16 protein-coding genes are annotated in these 20,721 nt (G+C 45.4%); 6 read left to right on the top strand and 10 right to left on the bottom strand.

Features of this window, described 5'->3' with window-relative positions:
* Positions 1 to 7: 7 nt before the first annotated feature.
* The 5 genes from LAJLEIBI_RS17880 to LAJLEIBI_RS17860 all read left to right on the top strand — a co-directional run bounded on the left by LAJLEIBI_RS17880 (position 8) and on the right by LAJLEIBI_RS17860 (position 3,427).
* A complete protein-coding gene (locus LAJLEIBI_RS17880; RefSeq protein ID WP_040435156.1) occupies positions 8 to 472 on the top strand; it encodes a VOC family protein in 465 nt (154 codons plus the stop codon).
* Positions 473 to 520: 48 nt separating this feature from the next.
* The gene (locus LAJLEIBI_RS17875; RefSeq protein ID WP_006443751.1) at positions 521 to 1,102 is read left to right on the top strand and encodes a methyltransferase family protein; all 582 of its coding nucleotides are present in this window, start codon (positions 521 to 523) and stop codon (positions 1,100 to 1,102) included.
* Positions 1,103 to 1,238: 136 nt separating this feature from the next.
* Positions 1,239 to 2,012 (top strand): helix-turn-helix domain-containing protein, encoded by a 774-nt coding sequence (locus tag LAJLEIBI_RS17870; protein WP_243132958.1) that lies wholly within the window; start codon positions 1,239 to 1,241, stop codon positions 2,010 to 2,012.
* Between the two features lie 103 nt (positions 2,013 to 2,115).
* The gene (locus LAJLEIBI_RS17865) at positions 2,116 to 2,766 is read left to right on the top strand and encodes a phosphatase PAP2 family protein (protein ID WP_006443749.1); all 651 of its coding nucleotides are present in this window, start codon (positions 2,116 to 2,118) and stop codon (positions 2,764 to 2,766) included.
* 160 nt (positions 2,767 to 2,926) lie between these two features.
* A complete protein-coding gene (locus LAJLEIBI_RS17860) occupies positions 2,927 to 3,427 on the top strand; it encodes a hypothetical protein (protein WP_006443748.1) in 501 nt (166 codons plus the stop codon).
* A 52-nt stretch (positions 3,428 to 3,479) separates the two neighbouring features.
* On the opposite strand, the gene LAJLEIBI_RS17855 is transcribed toward LAJLEIBI_RS17860, so the two are convergent.
* The 10 genes from LAJLEIBI_RS17855 to LAJLEIBI_RS17810 are packed head-to-tail and all read right to left on the bottom strand — an operon-like array spanning position 3,480 to position 10,361.
* Entirely contained in the window at positions 3,480 to 4,538 is a 1,059-nt protein-coding gene (locus LAJLEIBI_RS17855; protein WP_006443747.1) for a type IV pilus twitching motility protein PilT, read from the bottom strand.
* A 12-nt stretch (positions 4,539 to 4,550) separates the two neighbouring features.
* Complete coding sequence (locus LAJLEIBI_RS17850) at positions 4,551 to 5,030, bottom strand: hypothetical protein (protein WP_006443746.1); 480 nt, start codon at positions 5,028 to 5,030, stop codon at positions 4,551 to 4,553.
* Between the two features lie 13 nt (positions 5,031 to 5,043).
* Positions 5,044 to 5,481, bottom strand: a complete 438-nt coding sequence (locus tag LAJLEIBI_RS17845) for a type IV pilus modification PilV family protein (RefSeq protein WP_006443745.1) — start codon at positions 5,479 to 5,481, stop codon at positions 5,044 to 5,046.
* The gene (locus LAJLEIBI_RS17840; protein WP_006443744.1) at positions 5,478 to 5,963 is read right to left on the bottom strand and encodes a DUF4860 domain-containing protein; all 486 of its coding nucleotides are present in this window, start codon (positions 5,961 to 5,963) and stop codon (positions 5,478 to 5,480) included. Before LAJLEIBI_RS17840 ends, LAJLEIBI_RS17845 begins: the two co-directional genes overlap by 4 nt.
* Complete coding sequence (locus LAJLEIBI_RS17835; protein ID WP_006443743.1) at positions 5,960 to 6,298, bottom strand: hypothetical protein; 339 nt, start codon at positions 6,296 to 6,298, stop codon at positions 5,960 to 5,962. The genes LAJLEIBI_RS17840 and LAJLEIBI_RS17835 overlap by 4 nt, the downstream gene beginning before the upstream one ends.
* Positions 6,299 to 6,316: 18 nt before the next feature.
* Entirely contained in the window at positions 6,317 to 7,366 is a 1,050-nt protein-coding gene (locus LAJLEIBI_RS17830; RefSeq protein WP_006443742.1) for a type II secretion system F family protein, read from the bottom strand.
* Positions 7,367 to 7,408: 42 nt separating this feature from the next.
* Positions 7,409 to 8,332, bottom strand: coding sequence for a transglutaminase-like domain-containing protein (locus LAJLEIBI_RS17825; RefSeq protein WP_006443741.1), 924 nt, complete (start codon positions 8,330 to 8,332; stop codon positions 7,409 to 7,411).
* Between the two features lie 20 nt (positions 8,333 to 8,352).
* Positions 8,353 to 9,078 (bottom strand): hypothetical protein, encoded by a 726-nt coding sequence (locus tag LAJLEIBI_RS17820; protein WP_006443740.1) that lies wholly within the window; start codon positions 9,076 to 9,078, stop codon positions 8,353 to 8,355.
* Positions 9,071 to 9,661 (bottom strand): RNA polymerase sigma factor, encoded by a 591-nt coding sequence (locus LAJLEIBI_RS17815; protein ID WP_147570514.1) that lies wholly within the window; start codon positions 9,659 to 9,661, stop codon positions 9,071 to 9,073. Before LAJLEIBI_RS17815 ends, LAJLEIBI_RS17820 begins: the two co-directional genes overlap by 8 nt.
* Before the next feature lie 19 nt (positions 9,662 to 9,680).
* A complete protein-coding gene (locus LAJLEIBI_RS17810; RefSeq protein WP_138264184.1) occupies positions 9,681 to 10,361 on the bottom strand; it encodes a GGDEF domain-containing protein in 681 nt (226 codons plus the stop codon).
* A 255-nt stretch (positions 10,362 to 10,616) separates the two neighbouring features.
* On the opposite strand from LAJLEIBI_RS17810, the gene LAJLEIBI_RS17805 reads away from it, so the two are divergent.
* Positions 10,617 to 20,711, top strand: a complete 10,095-nt coding sequence (locus tag LAJLEIBI_RS17805; protein WP_149301995.1) for an InlB B-repeat-containing protein — start codon at positions 10,617 to 10,619, stop codon at positions 20,709 to 20,711.
* Positions 20,712 to 20,721: the final 10 nt, after the last annotated feature.

The following is a 20,721-nucleotide window of genomic DNA, read 5'->3' as shown; positions in this document are numbered from 1 at the left end:
AAATTGTATGAAACACACATGTATGGTTATATCAGTAGCAGACATCAAGGCTGCCAGAAAGTTTTACGAGGATTTATTTGGACTGGAATTATATCAGGATTATGGAATCAATATATCTTTTACTTGTGGCTTATCTTTACAGCAGGATTTTCATTGGCTGGTCAATTTACCGGAAGAATGCATATTAAGGAAATCCAATAATATAGAAATATGCTTTGAAGAACAAGACTTTGACGATTTCTTAAATAAATTAAAAACGTACAGTAACATCGAGTATTTAAGCGAAGTCATTGAGCATGAATGGGGACAGCGTGTCATTAGATTTTACGATTTAGACGGCCATATCATAGAAGTTGGTGAAGATATGAAAATGGTGATAAACCGTTTTCTCGCTTCTGGTATGACTATGGAAGACGTATCTGTAAAAATGGATGCTTCTATAGAAGATTTAACTAAACTGCTGAATAGCTAAAATTCAGCTTATCTAGGAAAAAAATATAAAGCCGGAGGGAGAAAAATAATGGAGTTTCAGTTGATTGCCATAGTGGTCCTGGTCAGCTTCTATGGCTGTTATATTGTAAAAATGATCTGTCAGAAAAAGAAGGGCATACAAACAGACCAAATTGGAAAAGGCAAGGCCGGCTTTGTAAAGTTGGTTGAAGTCACCATGAAGATTTCAGCCTTTCTTGTCTTTGCGGCAGGGATCGTATGTATCTTTCTTGATGTAAATTATAGCCCAGTCCCGTTTCGGATCGCTGGCGCTGTAGTGAGTATTGCGGGTACAGCTGTATTCATTGCTGCAGTTTTGACTATGCGTGATAATTGGCGGGCTGGTGTGGCTCAAACTGACAAAACAGATCTTGTGACAGGCGGAATCTATCAATTCAGCAGAAATCCCGCTTTTTTAGGCTTCGACCTTTTGTATATAGGCATATTACTGATGTTTTTCAACTGGGTTTTGTTTGTTGTGTCCGTATTTGCCATTCTCATGTACCACTTACAAATCGTTAATGTGGAGGAAGAGTTTTTACTTACCACATTTGGAGACGAGTATGTGCAATATAAAAAGAAGGTGTGCCGCTATATAGGTAAGATACGATGATTTTCAGTTTCTTAGACTGGAAAAAGCCTTTGAATGGAGATTTTTTCATATGAAGCCATATTTGTGCCGGAGGGGATATCTGCCCCTCCGAGATCCATAATCAGGCAGCCGGCGCAGCAATATGTTTTATACCGAAATGCTGCAACAGACGGTTATTTATAAAATGCGCCGTGAATACAGCCTTCAAAAAAGAATCTTTAAACAGGATCCGCCGTACCCTGCGGATGAACAGCAAGGAGCCTCCCCTGGAACATTAGAGCCCGGGGCAGATAAATTAACATTTGGTGAAGAAGGGATGGCAAAATTGGAATTTAATGAAAAGTTACAGAAACTCCGAAAGAGTAAAAATTTGACACAAGAACAACTTGCTGAAATTTTGTCTGTATCAAGAACAGCAATTTCTAAATGGGAATCAGGTAGAGGATATCCAAGCATTGATTCATTAAAAGAAATATCTAAGTTTTTTACAATATCACTTGATGATTTGCTCTCAAGTGAAGAAATCCTAAACGCTGCACAAGAGGATACTGACCGAAAAATTCATCACTTTATAGATTTGACTTTTGGATTACTGGATTGTTCTGTAGCGTCATTTTTTTTCCTTCCAATATTCGGACAGAATGTTGGAAATGTAATAGAGTCAGTTTCGTTGTTATCTTTTACAAAAGCTGAAAGTTATATAATCATTCCTTACATGGTTATTGTGATTGGAATTATATTATGTGGGGTATTGACGTTGGCACTTCAAAATTGTACAACACCCTTATGGATAGCAACAAAAAGCAAATTATCTTTAGGCTTGAGTGTATTGGCGACGTTATCTTTTATGCTTAGCCTTCAACCGTATGCTGGAATGTTCATATTAATTTTTATGAGTATAAAGGCTTTATTACTTATAAAATGGGCATGACACGAATCGTATCAGATATGTGACATATTAATTCTTACATTTTTTTATACCATCCACTATATTGTGTTTAGACATAAGCCAAACATGAAAGGATGGATAAAGTATGAAAAAAAGTAATAAAAAAAATTTTATTATAGCAGGAGGTTTATTTCTCTTTTTTCTGTTATGGACAGTGGCAGTGCAGTATGTAGATGTACAAGCAGTGGGGCCAAAGGATTCGGAAGTAGGGTTTGCAACGTTTAATGGATTCTTTCATAATCTTACGGGAACGCATATGCTTATTTATACCATTACTGACTGGCTGGGATTAATACCAGTGTTTGTTGTACTAGGATTTGCAATACTTGGACTTGTGCAGTTGATAAAAAGAAAAAACTTGTTAAAAGTGGATTGTGACATTTTGGCTCTTGGAGGTTTCTACATCATAGTATTCATTGCGTATATTTTGTTCGAGGTGTATGCAATCAATTACAGACCAGTCTTAATTAATGGTTATCTTGAAGCGTCTTATCCTTCATCAACAACACTATTAGTCATGAGTGTTATGCCAACAGCTATTTTGCAAATGAATAGGCGTATTAAGAATGAGAAGGTAAGAAAAGTTGTTAAGTATACTATTTTGTTATTTACCTTACTTATGGTGATTGCAAGATCGATATCAGGCGTGCATTGGTTTACGGATATTATTGGCGGCGTATTACTGAGTACAAGTTTAGTAATGCTCTATTATTCAATAATTAAGTCCTATGAATAGTTGGAAGGACGCGCAATGACATATCAAATTCATTAAACGACACGGTTATACCACACCGGATGAGAAATATAGTGTATAATCTGTATGAGGATAAAAATAATGTTTCATTGTATTCTGCCGCACTGGCACGAAAAGAGAAAGCCCGAAAGGAGTATACGTTATGGAGAAAGACAGAATCACAAAGACACCTGAACTGCGCAGAGGTGAATGTGAAGATGATGCATATGTCTGCAGTGATATGGAGATCATCAGCCGGGAGCTGGCCGAGGAAGGCGAGATAAAGGGGGCTTATCTCCAGGATTATATGAGCTTCAGACAGATCTACCGGTTTGTCGCAAGAGGGCTGGAGCGCTCGAAGGACAGTGCATATATACTTCTTCTGACATTGGATGATCAGGAAAACGGAAGCCCTGTGCTGCCTGAGGACAAAGAGGAGCTCATGGAACTTTTATATCAGGTTATTAAAAGTGAACTCAGAAGCGGGGACGCATTTACACAGTACAGCAGCAGCCAGTATCTGCTCATGGTCCTGAGCACTTCCGGGGAGAATGCGGTAAAGATAGGGGAACGTATCAGACAGGGCTTTAACAAAGTAGTATCGTATCAGTTTGAGCTGAAGCTGAATATAGATTCTTATCCAATGCACAAAGTAAATCATTAACTTAAAAGTACAGGCTTGGATGCAATGATACATCCAAGCCTTTCTTTGTAAACTATTTTAATTTCTTGCTGAGCATGTCCGGATTTGTAGCAAAGGTGAGAGCAGTCTCCTCTGTGATCGTACCGGCCTTAAAGAGGCGGAGAAGGCTTGTATCCATCGCTATCATATCATCGTTTGCGGAAGAGTATATAATACCGTCTATTTGAGGGATCTTGTTATCCCGTATCATATTCCGTATGGCAGGTGTGACAGTCATGATCTCAAAGGCAGGGACCATTCTGCCGTCCACGGCAGGTACAAGCTGCTGTGACACGACCGCCTGAAGGACCATGGAAAGCTGGACGGCTATCTGGCGCTGCTGGTTAGGCGGAAATACGTCGATTATACGGTCTATCGTATTGGCGCTTCCGATCGTATGCAGAGTGGAGAAAATAAGGTGTCCTGTCTCCGCCGCCGTCATGGCGACCTGTGTAGTCTCATAATCGCGCATTTCTCCAAGAAGTATGACATCAGGGCTCTGACGGAGCGCGGCCCTTAAGGCAGCTACATAGCTGTCGGTATCCACATTGATCTCTCTCTGGCTTACAATGCTTTTATCATGGCGGTGTAGATATTCCAGAGGATCCTCCAGCGTGATGATATGTTTTTCAAAATTATGGTTGATATCATCGATCATACAGGCAAGGGTGGTTGATTTTCCACTGCCTGCCGGACCGGTTACGAGCACGAGACCTTTTGGAAAACGGTCCAGTTTCATGATACTGTCCGTAATGCCAAGAGAGGCAGGATCCGGCAGAGTAAATGTGATAATACGGATAACAGCCGACAGGGCGCCCCTCTGCTTGTACGCGCTGACACGAAAACGCGACAGCCCCGCAATGGCGAACGAAAAATCGTCGTCTCCTGTCTCCAGGAGCTTATTCATGGAACGTTCCCCGGCAAGCTTGTATATTTGGCACAGAAGCTCTTCTGTGTCGCCAGGCAGCAGTCTGTCACTGTTGATGCGCACGATCGTGTTATTGACTCTCATAGAAGCAGGAAGACCTGCGATTATAAAAAGGTCGGATGCTTTTTTCTCTATGGCATTTTCAAAAAAATCAGTTGCATTCATGATAAAGATCTCCTATTCAATTAATTTAAGACGGTCATTTCCTTCCCAGCCGGCAGTTGAAATTTCCTGCCAGGATCTGATACGGTAAAAACCGCCGGAAATGCGGTCGGTTCCGTTCAATATAATCACGACTTTGAGTGCTTTCTTGTCATCTATCTTTTCTTCAAAGGACAAGTACGGTTCCTCCGAAGAAAAATCCGAAGTGATCCCGTCCATTGTGTCTAAGGCTTTGGCAGCTTCTGCATAATAATCATCCGGACGTCCTGTGTAAGCCGCGTCAAGAAGCTTGTCGATCTCTTTGAGTCTCAGCGTTGCCTTATTACAGGCATTATAATATTCTGTATTGTGCCGGGCAGTATCCCTGCTGTACTGGTAATCTCCGGCGGCGCTCGATAAGGACAAGGTGGCAAACGTAACGAGGCAGAGTATGATAAACACCATAAGCAGAGATACGGAGCCTATATTTGTCACAGGATATGTCTTTTTTTTCATAGCGGCTCCTTTCCTATGGTTTTAACGGCTCGTATGTTACATATTCCATTTCATATATATGTGAGGAGGAGCCGGATTTGTTCACAGTAAGTTTATATTCAAAGATCCCGTTTTCCGCCGACTCTTTTTTTATTTCCATATAATAGACCGCATCTGTCTCAGCGCATGCCTTAAATGCCTCGTCATAATAAATATACAACCTGCTGTCTTCTTTCTTCAAGGCCGGATAATACTCTCGGAGCGCTGACTCTGCATCTTCTGTACTGTGGAGCAGCTCGGCTGCGGAGCTCGTCTCATTTACCGCGCTGTCCAGCACCTCAGTATCCCGGCTGAGCGTATGTGACTTGACGAAGAGCTGCAGACATATGGCGCTGATCACGGAGAAGAACAGTATCGCTATGATAATTTCCATCAGAAGCAGCCCGGAGCGGTTGGAAGCCTGTTTTTTCATAACTCGCTCCTTTCTGAGATGATAAGGGAATCCTCATTCCCTTTCTTGTCAGTTGACGCAAAGTGAAAGATCCCGTCCCCCGTCTCATCCATACGGAGACGCTCGATCTCCATTATCGTTTTTCCGTTTTTCAGAGATATATCTACACCATCATTTATGAACAGTTCTTTTAAGGAACCGTCCAGTTCGTATATATACGTAGTGCAGGCAACGCCGTTATAATTGCCGCGCAGCGCCAGACATTCCGTGTCATCTATACTCTGTATCGAAACGGCCCTGTCGCTGTCGTTCTGTCTTATTTTTTCAGCGATATAGGAAAGGCACGTCCGGTTCTGGTCATTGGCCTGGATCTGTCCTGTTGTGGAACCATATAAATTGGCAGCCAGAAGCAGAACGGCAAGAGAAGATGCCGCGAAGACAAAGAAAAGCGCTATTGGAAATATAAGGTCGATCACATGTCTCTGGCGGGTCTGGAATTTCATTGCCGGTCCTCCTTATCAATAATCGTTACATCAGGCATAATATTGGAACCGAGTATCTGATAGTCTATAAAAAACCGGTCCTCATCATAGATAAGTCCATAATGTTCCTCCAGATACCGCAGACTTTCCGGGTAAGCCCCCTCAATGGCATAGCAGTGGGCAATACCGCGGTTTACCGCCGTTTCAAGCGTCTGCTTTTCCTGCTCAGATGCTTTGTCTGAAAAGGTTGATATGCCAAACGAAAAACACCCGAAGATGATGAAAAACACTATGATGGAAACAATAAAGTTTCTGTTGTTTGACCCGGTCTTATTGGATACAAAACGTTGTTTCATGCAGATTACCCCAATCTCTTATATGCTGGACATGATTCCCATTAACGGAAGCATTACAGACAGCAGGATCATTCCCACGATCAGTGAAAGTATAATGACAAGCGTCGGTTCAAGTGTAGCGATAATGTTCGTAAATCTCTGGTCGATCTCCTCCTGATACCGGTCGGCGATGTCGCTCATGACTTCATCCAGGACACCGGCCTTTGAGCCGATAGAAGCCATGCGGGCATATATCCCGGAAAAGACTTCCATTTCAAGCAGTACCTGTGACAGATCCTCACCTTCCTGCATTTTGATCTGGCATTGTTCCAGCTTCTGACGGAAATTTTCATTATCCGTAAGTTTTGACGTAAGTTCCAGGCACTCAGACTGAGTCATTCCGCTGCTCAGTGTCAGTGCCATCCCGCTGGCAAATCTGCAGGCAGCCATCTTTTCAGATACAGAGCGCGTCCACGCGAACCTTCCGGTAAACCGCCCGAATGCGGCGCGTCCGCTCTTTGTGCGCGTGATAAGAATGACAAAAATAATGAGAATAACGAGCGCGGCTATGAATATGACAGAATAACGGTTCAGTGCAGTTCCGAGGTTCAGTATGGCTTTGGAAAATCCTGTCATCTCGCTTCCGAGCTGGCGGAATACCTGATTGAAGATAGGCATCACTTTTGTGATAAGTACCACGATCACGAGCAGCATCATACATATCATGATGAGCGGATATGTGACGGCATTTTTTACCGACTGTGCGATCGCAGCCTCGCGGTCATAATGTTCTGACAGTGATTTCATAACGTCGTCGAGCTTTCCCGTCTGTTCCCCGATATTGACCATCTGGAGCATATAATCCGGAAAAGAGCAGGTTGAGACAAGCGCTTCATAAAAGCTGCCTGTTTCAAAAAGCGTTTTCTGCATATTTGTAAGAAGTTCCTGTTCATCAGGACTTTTGCTTTCTTCCAGCATGAGGGTGACCCCCTCTACCGAAGAGATGCCGGATTGTAAGATCATTGCCATCTGTGAACAAAAGGCTGATATTTCCATATTGGAAAGAGGGGTAAATGTTTGCTGTGCCATAAGAACTCCTTTCTTGCTTATGATAACTGTAAGTCTATTCTGTTAATACGTATATTTTAATACATAATTGGAGCCGTCTCCAATAGCTTCTTTCAACGATTTGTTGTCACTGTTTGCGGCAAAAGTAGGGTCCATCAGTTCCCAGGAAGTCCCGTCAAATTCTATAATATTGTCTATCCATCCTTTGTCGTCCACATACGTACTGATCCAGGAATGGTAGGCGTCTCCGGCATATCCGATGTCAAGCTTGGTAGGAATACCCTGGGACCGGAGCATGGCGGCCATAAGGGAAGCATAATCAAAACAGATCCCCTTGCCTGTTTTTAAGGTCTCATCCACTACGGGGAGATATCCATATGTTACGGAAGAAGCTTTATCATCGTCATAAGAAACATTTTTGATCACATAGTGATATATGTTCTCCACAACTTCCAGATCAGAATGCGCTCCTTTGGCCAGTTTCTCGCCCTCTTTGACGGCATTAGAGTCAGGTGTGAAGTTGACGTACTGGTTCGGGTAGAGAAAAGGGGTAAATTCGTCCGCGATATTCACTTCAATATCCTGTGCAAAAGCGATACTGTACATGTCGCCCTGTACATTTTCAAGAAGGCTGGCAGAATAAGTTCCGCTGCCGGCAGAGAAAGGAAATGTTTCGTATTCACCGCTCAGTGAAAGAAGATATGTGTAGGTTGAGCCGTCGGGCGCCGCAAACTGAAGCTTCACTTTTTCGTTTGTGCCCCGGTACTGTACCATCATATAGCCCTGGTCTGTATGGGACGCATCGAACGTTACCGTGTCATTGCCGTATGTTGCCGTGCCGCTTGCCTCAGGTACATAGACTTTCGGAGTATTGTCGCGTACCGGTCCTGACTTGGACGGCGCGCTTTTCTTTCCTGCGCAGCTGCAGAAAAGGATACAGCACAGAATGACCAACAATACAGATTTAAATATTGTCTTCTTATTCATGTGCTGTATCCTCCTTTAAACTATTCCGTAGGCGAAATTAGAATTTCCAGCTCATTGCCTGAATTGTCAGGAACAATAACGTTGACCGGCTGGCTCGGTATTTTAAATGTAATGGTTTCGTTTTCTTTATCGACTGCGTCAGGCTCAATTGTATTGCCCTCTGAATCTGTCCCGGCTATACCGTCGTAATCAATACCGGAATAAGTATCGCGCACTACAATATTTATATAGCCGTTTTCTGTATACGAACGTATCAGTTCCGGTTTGTCCATATCAAGATGAGTCACCTCGTATTTTTTCACGGAATACTGGCCGTTCACAGAAGTGGCTTTGATCTGCAGCGTCCCGTTCTGTGGAATGGCTACCATATAGTTCCTGGAATTTACCCTTTCCAAAGTGACGGGGATGCCGTCGATCGTTGCTGAGACTCCGTCTACGGGAAGCAGCGTCTTGACCTGTATCTCATAGACTGCGTTGTCCGTGGAATCCACATTCGTTCTCTGGGCTATGATCGTCGGCCTGAAAAAGAGAAGAGGCAGCAGTACGAGAACTACAAGTACGATATAAGAAATGATCCTGCCGAGACGAAATTCTGTCTTTTTATAATTACCCCATGATTCCAGTGTTTCAAGAGGAATAGCATTAGGTACAACTTCACATTCCGCAAAGATATTGTTAAGAAGCTGGTTGGCTGTTTCAGGATCCAGTTCCGGTATTCTTTCAGGATTGGTGTTTGTATTATCCAATGTTGATTCCTCCTTTCTGTTCTCCCAGTATTTTTTCCAAGCTCGCGCGGCCGTGGGCAAGATACCGCTTAACAGTGCTGCGGCTGATGTCCATGGCACTTGCGATCTCCTCGAGTTTCATCTCATTATAATATTTCATAATGATCACCTGAGACTCATGAGGAGGGAGAGAAAGGATCTTTTCCATCAGTTCTTCATTGGCATTTTTCCGGGCGAACTCCTGCTCGGGATTCAACGATTCACCGGCCTGTACATCCGCCAGGGACTTGCCGTCCGCCGTCTGTCCGAGCTCCTGGACCTGTTGGCTGCGTTTCTTGCACGCATTCAGGCATATACGGAAATTGATCTGGTTCAGCCAGGATATAAAAAGCCGGGGATTCTTTATCTTTGTGATGTTCTTAAGCACCAGTATGTATACCTCCTGCAGTATATCCTGAGCAAGGTAAGCATCCTTAACATACTGATATGTGAATTTATACTGCTTCTGGTAAGTAGCCGCGTAAATTTCCGCAAAAGCATCGCTGTTTCCTTTTTGGGCCTTTTTGACCAGTCCGGCAATATACTCATAATCTAATTCTGCCATAAGCTTAATTTCCTTTTCTTTATTCGTAAACACGTTGATTAGCAAGAGCAATAAGCCTCGTAATCTGCAGGAATTCTTCTTCGCTGTTTAAAGCAAATCCAGCTTTATATTCGATAGGCAGTGCTTTTGGCGCGGCATTGTGTCTTTCTACTTTCCTTTCGACGCTTTTCAGGAAATTATTAAGCTTTTCCCTGTCACAGTCTTCAAAAATAGCAAGGAATTTATTTCCTCCGTTTCTTCCTACAAATCCATGATTTGCCGATGCAGAAGAAAGAAGTGTGGAGAATTCAGATAATAATTTATTACCGGTGGCGTGGTTGTACTCTGAATTGATTTCCGGCAGATTCGTAAGATCCAGAACGACACAGCCAACACTTTCCGGCAGATCCTTGTCAATATACTTTTCGATCAGAACATCACAGCTGAACCGGTTCGGAATGCCGGACAGCGGATCGGAATACGCGACCTGATACAGGTTGTGATAATTCAGTTTCATTTCGGAAATAACATTGAAATCCATCAGAAGAAATACAAAACCTGTTATTAAGATTATCCAGACGACCACAAATAGAATAGTAGCGGCCATATTGGAAAAAATGTACTGTTTGATATCCTTGTTCAGCAGCAGGCAGATACTGACAAGGCTCAGAATGACCAATACAGTCAACTGAACCATTTTTAAAAGGCTTAATTTTTTCATTTGCATAGCGCAAGACTCCTTTTCCCCTTAATGTTGCAAGAACATATAATTATAATCTATTATATCATAATCATATAAAATGTTACAGATAATTATTTTTTCAAAAAAACGGCAAAATGTGAGCCCTTTTTGATACCAGAACGCTCTTAATTAATATAGGAGCAATATTGTCTAATTTAACATTACACATATAGAAAATAAAAGTATGGATCTGAATGAGAGATTGGGAATCAGTAACGGGAAGGAGAAGCTTATATGAAAAAGTTTAAAAGATGGCTGGCATTGATGCTTGCGGTTGTATTGGTCGGCTCCAATGCAATCTATTCGATGAGCAGTGCATTGAAAGCAAATGAAATTGATGCCGCACAGGAGGCATCGGCCCAGGCGGACAGCGAACCGGAGCCACAGGTGCCGGAGAGTAATAATGAAGGGGTCGACGTCAGTGTAGTTAACGACGGGAAATCCGGACAGACGCAGGAACCTCAGCAGTCCGAACCACAGCAGCAGACCGGACAGGGCACGGAACAGGGGGCATCTGTAACGGAGCCCCAGACAGGTGAGCCGCAGCAGCCTCAGGATACTGAGCAGGAAGAGACAAAATACGATGTTGTGATCCACAAGCCGGAAGCAGACGGCGGTGTCGTAAAAGTATGGACGGCAGGAGATAAACGCACGGTCACATATGACGGCAATAATGTATTTAAAGAAGAGGTAGCGGAAGGTACTACATACAATATAGAGATAACGGCAAATGACGGCTATGAAGTTGAGAAGGTGGCTGATAAGAACGGGAATGCGATTGCCCCGGTGAATACAGGCGGAAAAGTTTACACATATTCTCTTTCTAATATCGCTGCGAATGAAGAAGTTTCTATATTATATAAGGAAGTAAAAGAATCTGAAATAAAAGACAATGACGGGGCGGGCAGTACAGATGAAAGTCCGAAAGCGGAAGAAACAGCCGCCAGACCGGCAAAGACATTGAGTGAAACTGTGGACGGCACAGTAATAACTGTCGAGGCTCCGGAAGGCGTACTGGAAGAAGGATGGACGTTATCTGTAAAATCTGTATCCAGGAAATCTGTGGAATCTGCCATCGAGAAAGCCTTGGAGGAAGAAAAAGAGATTTCCGGCATCAAGGCATTTGACATAACGATCCTTGATAAAGACGGCCGGGAGCTCCAGCCGGATGGAAGCGTCAATGTTACATTCAGCAACGTTGGTGTGAAGGGCGAAGTCCTCGAAGTTTATCATGTTAATGATTCTAAGAAGAAAGCGGAGCTTGTCGGGCAGGCGGTCGGCAGTTATGCCGTAGGATGTGAAGCAGAGCATTTTTCGATCTATACGATAGTAGGTACTAATTGGATCTATGCAAATGATCCTTCCCAGGCATATGAAATGTATGTAAATGATGAGATCACTCTCAAGAGTACCCGTGGCGGTGAATGGCATAACGAGGCGAAAGGTCATGAATGGGAAATTTCAGATACAGATGCTGATAAAATAAAGATAACAGATAAAAAAGACTATTCGGCGGATGTAAAAGCATTAAAGGCAAGTGACTCGATAATAAAGATAACCCATAGATACGAATACAATTATGATTCAAGTCAGTCTTTGAGTGAGAGAGAGGAACATTTTTATATTAAGATCAAGGACAGACAGCAAGTTTCATCTGTCAAAGTTACCGGGGAATCACAGACGATGACGAAAGCAGATGAGCCGCTCCAGCTGACGGCGGTCACAGATCCTGCCGGATATGAAGTGACATGGGCGTCAAGCAACCCGGAAGTCGCAAAGGTTTCTAAGGATGGAAAGGTTACGGCGTTAAAGGCTGGTGCTACGAAGATCACGGCAAGTGCGGGAACTGTGTCTTCAGAGCCTTATGTAGTTAACGTTGCAGACGCGTATAAATTGACCTTTAATGTCAATGGCGGAAAAGGGGAGGCAGCACCGGAGGAAGTAAATACGACGGCAGGCTCCCAGATAACTCTTCCGAACTACAAAGGGAGCGTGGATGGAAGATTATTTGTCGGTTGGAGTACCGATAAGAATGCTGTCGCTGCAGGAAACGACCATTATACCGTTCCGGTCTACCCGGCAGGAAGCAGTTATCTTATGCCGGCCAAAAATGTTACACTGTATGCAATATGGGCAGCTCAAAACTTAAATGCAGATTTTTATATACGTAAAGACGGGGTCATTCCTACAGAACCTCAGGGTCATGCGGCAGCTGAATATACCAGTGCCATATCTATGAATAATGCGATTAAAGTAGGAGCGTTCTATGCCAACACTACGCCGCCGGGAGTTGCGGATATGTTAAGCAAAACTCCGACAGACGCGCAGATAAAGAAGGTTTACAATAAATATGATCCGTCTACCCAGTTTGTACTGTGGTATGTGATCAAGCACCAGGATAACTGGCATGTAGACGGCGTACTTTTGGAGAAGAGCAAAGTAAGTCTGTCCTACAATGCCAACGCACCGGCAGGGTGGGATAATATGCCGGACGGAAAACAGTATATAAAAGACTCATCTGCAACAGTAAGCACAAAAATACCAGTGCGTGAAGGATATAACTTTGATTCCTGGAATACAAAAGCAGATGGCAGCGGAACGACCTACGCAGGCGGTGAAACCTTTACTATCAGTGAGGATACGACACTCTATGCACAGTGGCTGCCGAAAGGCGATACGAAATATGTGATTGAATATTATCTGCAGAACGATGACGGAACTTATCCGGACAGCGCTTCCAGAACAGATATCCGGGAAGGAACGACAGGAGCAATCGTCAATTCCGGTGAGATCGGAATCGATGGCTACACATATGATGAAGAGCATAAGTTAAATGTTTCTACAGGCGAAGTAAAAGCGGACGGCAGCCTTGTTCTGAAAAGATATTATAAGAAGCAGTTTACCGTTACTTACGACCCGGGGACCCACGGAGCATTTGAAGCCCAGGTATATGACAAACAATATTATGGTGAAGCGACACCGAAGTTTGACGGCGAAACGGCAGCAGAAGATGGGTATACGTTCAAAGGCTGGAATCCGGAAGTAAAGGAAAAGGTAAGCGGCAACATAACGTACACAGCTGAGTGGACTGCAAATAAAGCGACGGTATCCGTATGGTTTTACAAAGCAGAGCAAAACAGCGCCGCATACGTAATTACGAGTGACGGTAAGTTGTCAACGGACGGTTCATTAAACAAGTATTCCAAAGAGATCGATTCCGACAACAAAGAAGGCTACAGTGCGGAACAGATCAAGGCATATGCGGATGAGGCATACGGTATAACGGAAGAAACAGACCGGTACGACAGTTATGAGATTCAGGTGCTTCACAGTAAAACCAAGGAATGGGAGACGATCGATGATCTCGATGCGTATGCAATACAGGACGGCGATGATATAAGATATCACGTGACAGCGGAAGCCGCCCATAAGCTGACTTATGTTGCAGGAGATCACAGCAGCGGTGATGCATACTTTGACGCTTACTATTTCAAAGGAGATTCTGCGGCGGTCAAGTCTTTTAATGACACAGGTCTTGCGGCAGATACGGGTTATAAGTTTGACCATTGGGAGAACGCAGCCGGAGAGACGGTAAGCGGAAGCTATACAATGGGAGACAAAGATACTGAGCTTAAGGCCGTATGCGTAAAAGATGATCTGAGTGTCCATGAGCTTAAATATACGGTAGAGTATTATAAAGACGGCGTCATTGTAACCGGCGATACGAAAGAGATAAAGAGAAATGTCTGGATCAATGATGATGAGATACCTGTACTTCCGAATGATATCGACACATCGGATGGGAAATATCCGGGGTATCACTTTACAGGGACAGACCCGAAAGAAATCGGAGAGACTGTAAAGAACGGAGCCACTGTAAAAGTATATTATGCTGCGAATACAGATACCGCCTATACTGTCCAGCGCTTTTATGAGACGGACGGAAGCTACAAAGCAGAGCCGGATGAGATACTCCCCGGTGAAGGCACAACAGGACAGCTCGCAGACACAATAGAGTACAGAAGTACAGACAGACCAGGGTATGTGTATGATAAGGACGCCCCCGGAACTATCGAATCAGGAGTCATTCAGGGCGATGGCAGTCTTGTGCTGAAGGTATACTTTAAGCAGCAGTTCAGTGTCACATATAAGCCCGGGACACACGGAACGTTTGACGACAAGACATTTAGCGGACTGAGTTACAATGCGGACACACCGGCATTTACTGCGGAGGGTGAAGCCGGCTATGAATTCGCAGGCTGGGCGCCGGATTATTCCGATAAGGTGACTTCTTCTGTGGAGTACGTGGCACAGTGGAAAGCTGCGGATAATACAAAATATACGGTAGAATATTACTATCAAAACGAAGGAACATATCCGGAAACAACCGAAAACAAAAGGGATGCATACGGAACAACAGGAGACACAGCGAAGCTGGCAGCCGATGATACTCTGACAGCAAGGGCCGGTTATGTATACGATTCTGAATATGAGGGCAATGTCACAGAAGGAACAATAAATGGAGACGGATCCCTTGTATTGAAGGTATACTTTAAGCAGCAGTTCAGTGTAGTATATAAACCGGGAACGCAGGGAACATTCCAGGAAAAGGTCTATGACGATTTAGACTACGGCGTTAAGACTCCGGCATTTGGAGCGCAGCCGACAGGGAACCCGGGCTATACATTTGCCGGATGGGGCGAAGTAGCTGAGAATGTGACAGATAATGCACAATATACGGCACAGTGGACGGCAAATACCAACACGGCGTATACGGTAGAACATTATCAGGAGCAGCTGAACGGAAACTACACAGAGACAGAGACTGAAAACCTCACCGGAACTACCGGCGCAACGGCAACTGCTACACGGAAGACGTATACAGGGTTTACCTTTAACCCTGAAGTAGCGGGAACAATTGAGTCAGGAACCATCACAGGAGACGGAAAGCTCGTCCTGAAGCTGTTTTATTCAAGAGATGAACACACAGTAACTTACATGGTAGACGGCCAGCAGTATGGAGAGACAGACACTTATAAATATGGGCAGAATACTGCGCCGCTCAGAGAGGAACCTGTGAAGGAAGGCTACACGTTCAATGGATGGAACGGTGGACTGCCGGAGGTTATGGGAACCGAGGACGTAGTGATCAGCGGCAGTTTCACGATCAACAGCTACAACGTGACATATGAGCTGGATGGGCAGCCATACGGAGAGACAGAGCGGTATGAATATGGAAGCGACGTGTCAGTAAGACCGGCGCCGGAAGTACCTGCGGGCTATCACTTCGGCGGCTGGAGCCAGAAGGAAGACTTCAAGATGCCTGCAGAGGATGTGAAGATCGAAGGAAGCATCATAGCCAACGATGATACGAAGTACCGGGTAGAGCATTATAAAGAGAACCTGGACGGAACGTTTACGCTGGAAGACGGCAGAGATGGGACTGGAACGACGGGAATGCTGGTGACGGAAGCTTCGAAGGAATATGAAGGCTTTACGTATGATGCAGAAGCCGGGGAGAATCCGCTGGCATCTGGAACGATAGCGGGAGACGGAAGCCTGACGCTGAAGCTGTACTACACAAGGAACAGTTACAACGTGACTTACAAGGTGGATGGAGCGGCATATGCAGGCCCGCAGAGCTATAAATACGGTGAGCAGGTAAGCATTGAGCCGGATGCAGTGAAAGAGGGCTACACATTCAGCGGCTGGAGCCGGAAAGAAGCCTTTGAGATGCCGGCCAGCGATGTAGAGATAACGGGAACGTTCACAGCCAACGGAGATACGAAGTATACAGTAAAACACTATCTGGAAGGCCTGGATGGAAAGTATGTAGAAGAAGAGAGTGAAGAGTGGACCGGAGAGACCGATACAGTAGCAACGGCAAATGAGAAATTCTTTACAGGCTTCACGTATGATAAAAATTCTGAGAAGAACGTAACGGAAGGAACCATCACAGGAGACGGAAAACTCGTCCTGAAGCTGTACTATACAAGAGATGAGCATACAGTAACTTACATGGTAGACGGTCAGCAGTATGGAGAGACAGATACTTATAAATATGGTCAGAATACTGCGCCGCTCAGAGAGGAACCTGTGAAGGAAGGCTACACGTTCAGTGGATGGAACGGTGAACTGCCGGAGGTTATGGGAACCGAGGACGTAGTGATCAGCGGCAGTTTCACGATCAACAGCTACAACGTGGCATACGAGCTGGATGGGCAGCCATATGGAGAGACAGAGCGGTATGAATATGGAAGCGACGTGTCAATAAGACCGGCGCCGGAAGTACCGGCAGGATATCACTTCAGCGGCTGGAGCCAGAAGGAAGACTTCAAGATGCCTGCAGAGGATGTGAAGATCGAAGGAAGCATCATAGCCAACGATGATACGAAGTACCGGGTAGAGCATTATAAAGAGAACCTGGACGGAACGTTTACACTGGCGGAAGGCAGAGACGAGACTGGAACGACTGGGACGCCGGTGACAGAAGAACCGAAGAAGTATGAAGGCTATACGTATGATGCAGAAGCCGGGGAAGATCCGCTGGCATCTGGAACGATAGCGGGAGACGGAAGCCTGACGCTGAAGCTGTACTACACAAGGAACAGTTACAACGTGACCTACAAGGTGGACGGAGCGGCATATGCAGGCCCGCAGAGCTATAAATACGGCGAGCAGGTAAGCATTGAGCCGGATGCAGTGAAAGAGGGCTACACATTCAGCGGCTGGAGCCAGAAAGAAGCCTTTGAGATGCCGGCCAATGACGTGGAGATAACGGGAACGTTCACAGCCAACGGAGATACAAAGTATACAGTGATACACTATCTGGAAGGCCTGGACGGGAAGTATGAGGAAGGCCTGACGGAGCCTCTGAATGGAAAGACGGATACGATAGCAACTGCAAATCCGACGACCTTTACAGGATTCACCTATGACGAGACTTCCGAAAAGAACGTAACGGAAGGAACCATCACAGGAGACGGAAAGCTTGTCCTGAAGCTGTACTATACAAGAGATGAGCACACAGTAACTTACATGGTAGACGGCCAGCAGTATGGAGAGATAGACACTTACAAATACGATGAGTCCGTGAAAGACTTGAGAAAAGAACCGACGAAGGAAGGCTACACATTCAGCGGCTGGGACAGAACACTGCCGGATAAGATGGGTACCGAGGACATAGTAGTCAGCGGCAGCTTCAAGGTCAACAGTTACAACGTGACATACGAGCTGGATGGGCAGCCATACGGAGCATCAGAGCGTTATGAATACGGAAGCGACGTGACAGTAAGACCGGCGCCGGAAGTACCGGCGGGTTATCACTTCAGCGGCTGGAGCCAGAAGGAAGACTTCAAGATGCCTGCAGAGGATGTGAAGATCGAAGGAAGCATCATAGCCAACGATGATACGAAGTACCGGGTAGAGCATTATAAAGAGAACCTGAACGGAACGTTTACACTGGCGGAAGGCAGAGACGAGACTGGAACGACTGGGACGCCGGTGACAGAAGAACCGAAGAAGTATGAAGGCTATACGTATGATGCAGAAGCCGGGGAAGATCCGCTGGCATCTGGAACGATAGCGGGAGACGGAAGCCTGACGCTGAAGCTGTACTACACAAGGAACAGTTACAACGTGACCTACAAGGTGGACGGAGCGGCATACGCAGGCCCGCAGAGCTATAAATACGGCGAGCAGGTAAGCATTGAGCCGGATGCAGTGAAAGAGGGCTACACATTCAGCGGCTGGAGCCAGAAAGAAGCCTTTGAGATGCCGGCCAATGACGTGGAGATAACGGGAACGTTCACAGCCAATGGAGATACAAAGTATACAGTGATACACTATCTGGAAGGCCTGGATGGAAAGTATGAGGAAGGCCTGACGGAGCCTCTGAATGGAAAGACGGATACGATAGCAACTGCAAACCCGACGACCTTTACGGGCTTCACTTATGACAAGAATTCTGAGAAGAACGTAACAACAGGAACCATCACAGGGGACGGAAAGCTCGTCCTGAAGCTGTACTACACTAGAGATGAGCACACAGTAACTTATATGGTAGACGGCCAGCAGTATGGAGAGATAGACACTTACAAATACGATGAGTCCGTGAAAGACTTGAGAAAAGAACCGACGAAGGAAGGCTACACATTCAGCGGCTGGGACAGAACACTGCCGGATAAGATGGGTACCGAGGACATAGTAGTCAGCGGCAGCTTCAAGGTCAATAGTTACAACGTGACATACGAGCTGGATGGTCAGCCATACGGAGCATCAGAGCGTTATGAATACGGAAGCGACGTGACAGTAAGACCGGCGCCGGAAGTACCGGCGGGTTATCACTTCAGCGGCTGGAGCCAGAAGGAAGACTTCAAGATGCCGGCAAAGGATGTGAAGATCGAAGGAAGCATCATAGCCAACGATGATACGAAGTACCGGGTAGAGCATTATAAAGAGAACCTGAACGGAACGTTTACACTGGCGGAAGGCAGAGACGAGACTGGAACGACAGGAACGCCGGTGACAGAAGCTCCGAAGAAGTATGAAGGCTATACGTATGATGCAGAAGCCGGGGAGGATCCGCTGGCATCCGGAACGATAGCCGGTGACGGAAGCCTGACACTGAAGCTGTACTACACAAGGAACAGTTACAACGTGACCTACAAGGTGGACGGAGCGGCATATGCAGGCCCGCAGAGCTATAAATACGGCGAGCAGGTAAGCATTGAGCCGGATGCAGTGAAAGAGGGCTACACATTCAGCGGCTGGAGCCAGAAAGAAGCCTTTGAGATGCCGGCCAATGACGTGGAGATAACGGGAACGTTCACAGCCAACGGAGATACGAAGTTTATAGTAAAACACTACCTGGAAGGTCTGGATGGAAAGTATACAGAAGGAAAGAGTGAAGATAAGACCGGAGAGACTGATACAATAGCAACGGCAAACCCGACGACCTTTACGGGCTTCACTTATGACAAGAATTCTGAGAAGAACGTAACAACAGGAACCATCACAGGAGACGGAAAACTCGTCCTGAAGCTGTACTACACAAGAGATGAGCACACAGTAACTTATATGGTAGACGGCCAGCAGTATGGAAAGACAGACACTTACAAATATGGAGCAGATATTGCCGGGCTGAGAAAAGAACCGACGAAGGAAGGCTACACATTCAGCGGCTGGGACAGAACACTGCCGGATAAGATGGGGACCGAGGACATAGTAGTCAACGGCAGCTTCACGATCAATACTTATAAGGTGACATATCTTGTAGATGACGTGCAATATGGCGCAGTAGATAGTTATGTGTATAACAGTGATGTGACCTTGAGGAACGCACCGGACAAAGAAGGCTATACGTTCAGCGGATGGCAGCATCCGGATAACTTCAAGATGCCGGCAAAAGATGTAGTGATCAAGGGAACCTTTAGTGTCAATAACTATAAATATACAGTTAATTACTACTATGACAATAATCTGGCAGATGACGAGACCGTCAGTGAGAATGCACCGTTTTCTTCTACTGTAAGCGCAAAGACGCCGGGTACAAAGGAAAGAGACGGACAGAATTACATGTTGGATGATATTGGCCTGCCATATGAAACAACTATAAGTACGAATGAAGATGCGAATGTTATCAATGTATACTATGTGCTGGATAATAACGGACCGGAAGGAAAACCGGATGGAATACCGGATTCTGAGGAGTACGCGGTCACCTATAATGCAAATGCACAGAATGCCACAGGCGAGACGGTAGACAATTCGATTTATCCAGTTGATTATCAGGTTGTCCTCAAGGCTAATGGATTTGTAAACGAAGGTTATGTATTTGACGGCTGGAGCAGTGGTACGGACAATCAAAATCTGTATCAGCCAAACGGCTGGATCAAGATGGCCAAAGGCGGACTTGTCATGAATGCCCAGTGGAGCGCCGCACCTGTAACACCGGCCGGAACTAATCCGGGAGGAACGACACCGGGCGGCAATGATACGGCGGCACCGGCCAATGCCGGAACAATAACACCCGCTGCTGTTATTCAGACGATCACAGAACCTGTCGCCGCATTTGTACAAAATGTCGGTAATGCCGTAGGCGCAAATGTACAACAGTTAGTTCAGTCAGATGATGAGGGAGTGCCGTTGGCCAACCGGGCTTCCAAAGACCATAAATGCTGTATTCTTCACTTCCTGCTGCTGTTGCTTGCATTGCTGGTTGAGATTGGTTACACTAGAAGCATGAAAAAGCGTCAGGAGAGAATCTTTGAATTAAGAGAAGAGATCGCCATGGCAGATAAAGAAATTGAAAAAGACGAAGCAGCTTAATAGGATAAGG

This window comes from [Clostridium] hylemonae DSM 15053 (genome assembly GCF_008281175.1).
Classification (GTDB): domain Bacteria; phylum Bacillota; class Clostridia; order Lachnospirales; family Lachnospiraceae; genus Extibacter; species Extibacter hylemonae.
This window is presented reverse-complemented; position numbering and strand designations above follow the sequence as displayed.

Bases quoted from the DNA above. Each gene is read 5' to 3' on its own strand.
- LAJLEIBI_RS17845 (WP_006443745.1), bottom strand. From the start codon at position 5,481: ATGAAAAAACAGGCTTCCAACCGCTCCGGGCTGCTTCTGATGGAAATT.
- LAJLEIBI_RS17850 (WP_006443746.1), bottom strand. From the start codon at position 5,030: ATGAAAAAAAAGACATATCCTGTGACAAATATAGGCTCCGTATCTCTG.
- LAJLEIBI_RS17875 (WP_006443751.1), top strand. From the start codon at position 521: ATGGAGTTTCAGTTGATTGCCATAGTGGTCCTGGTCAGCTTCTATGGC.
- LAJLEIBI_RS17825 (WP_006443741.1), bottom strand. From the start codon at position 8,332: ATGAATAAGAAGACAATATTTAAATCTGTATTGTTGGTCATTCTGTGC.
- LAJLEIBI_RS17840 (WP_006443744.1), bottom strand. From the start codon at position 5,963: ATGAAATTCCAGACCCGCCAGAGACATGTGATCGACCTTATATTTCCA.
- LAJLEIBI_RS17810 (WP_138264184.1), bottom strand. From the start codon at position 10,361: ATGAAAAAATTAAGCCTTTTAAAAATGGTTCAGTTGACTGTATTGGTC.
- LAJLEIBI_RS17805 (WP_149301995.1), top strand. From the start codon at position 10,617: ATGAAAAAGTTTAAAAGATGGCTGGCATTGATGCTTGCGGTTGTATTG.
- LAJLEIBI_RS17865 (WP_006443749.1), top strand. From the start codon at position 2,116: ATGAAAAAAAGTAATAAAAAAAATTTTATTATAGCAGGAGGTTTATTT.
- LAJLEIBI_RS17830 (WP_006443742.1), bottom strand. From the start codon at position 7,366: ATGGCACAGCAAACATTTACCCCTCTTTCCAATATGGAAATATCAGCC.
- LAJLEIBI_RS17870 (WP_243132958.1), top strand. From the start codon at position 1,239: ATGCTGCAACAGACGGTTATTTATAAAATGCGCCGTGAATACAGCCTT.
- LAJLEIBI_RS17835 (WP_006443743.1), bottom strand. From the start codon at position 6,298: ATGAAACAACGTTTTGTATCCAATAAGACCGGGTCAAACAACAGAAAC.
- LAJLEIBI_RS17880 (WP_040435156.1), top strand. From the start codon at position 8: ATGAAACACACATGTATGGTTATATCAGTAGCAGACATCAAGGCTGCC.
- LAJLEIBI_RS17860 (WP_006443748.1), top strand. From the start codon at position 2,927: ATGGAGAAAGACAGAATCACAAAGACACCTGAACTGCGCAGAGGTGAA.
- LAJLEIBI_RS17855 (WP_006443747.1), bottom strand. From the start codon at position 4,538: ATGAATGCAACTGATTTTTTTGAAAATGCCATAGAGAAAAAAGCATCC.
- LAJLEIBI_RS17815 (WP_147570514.1), bottom strand. From the start codon at position 9,661: ATGGCAGAATTAGATTATGAGTATATTGCCGGACTGGTCAAAAAGGCC.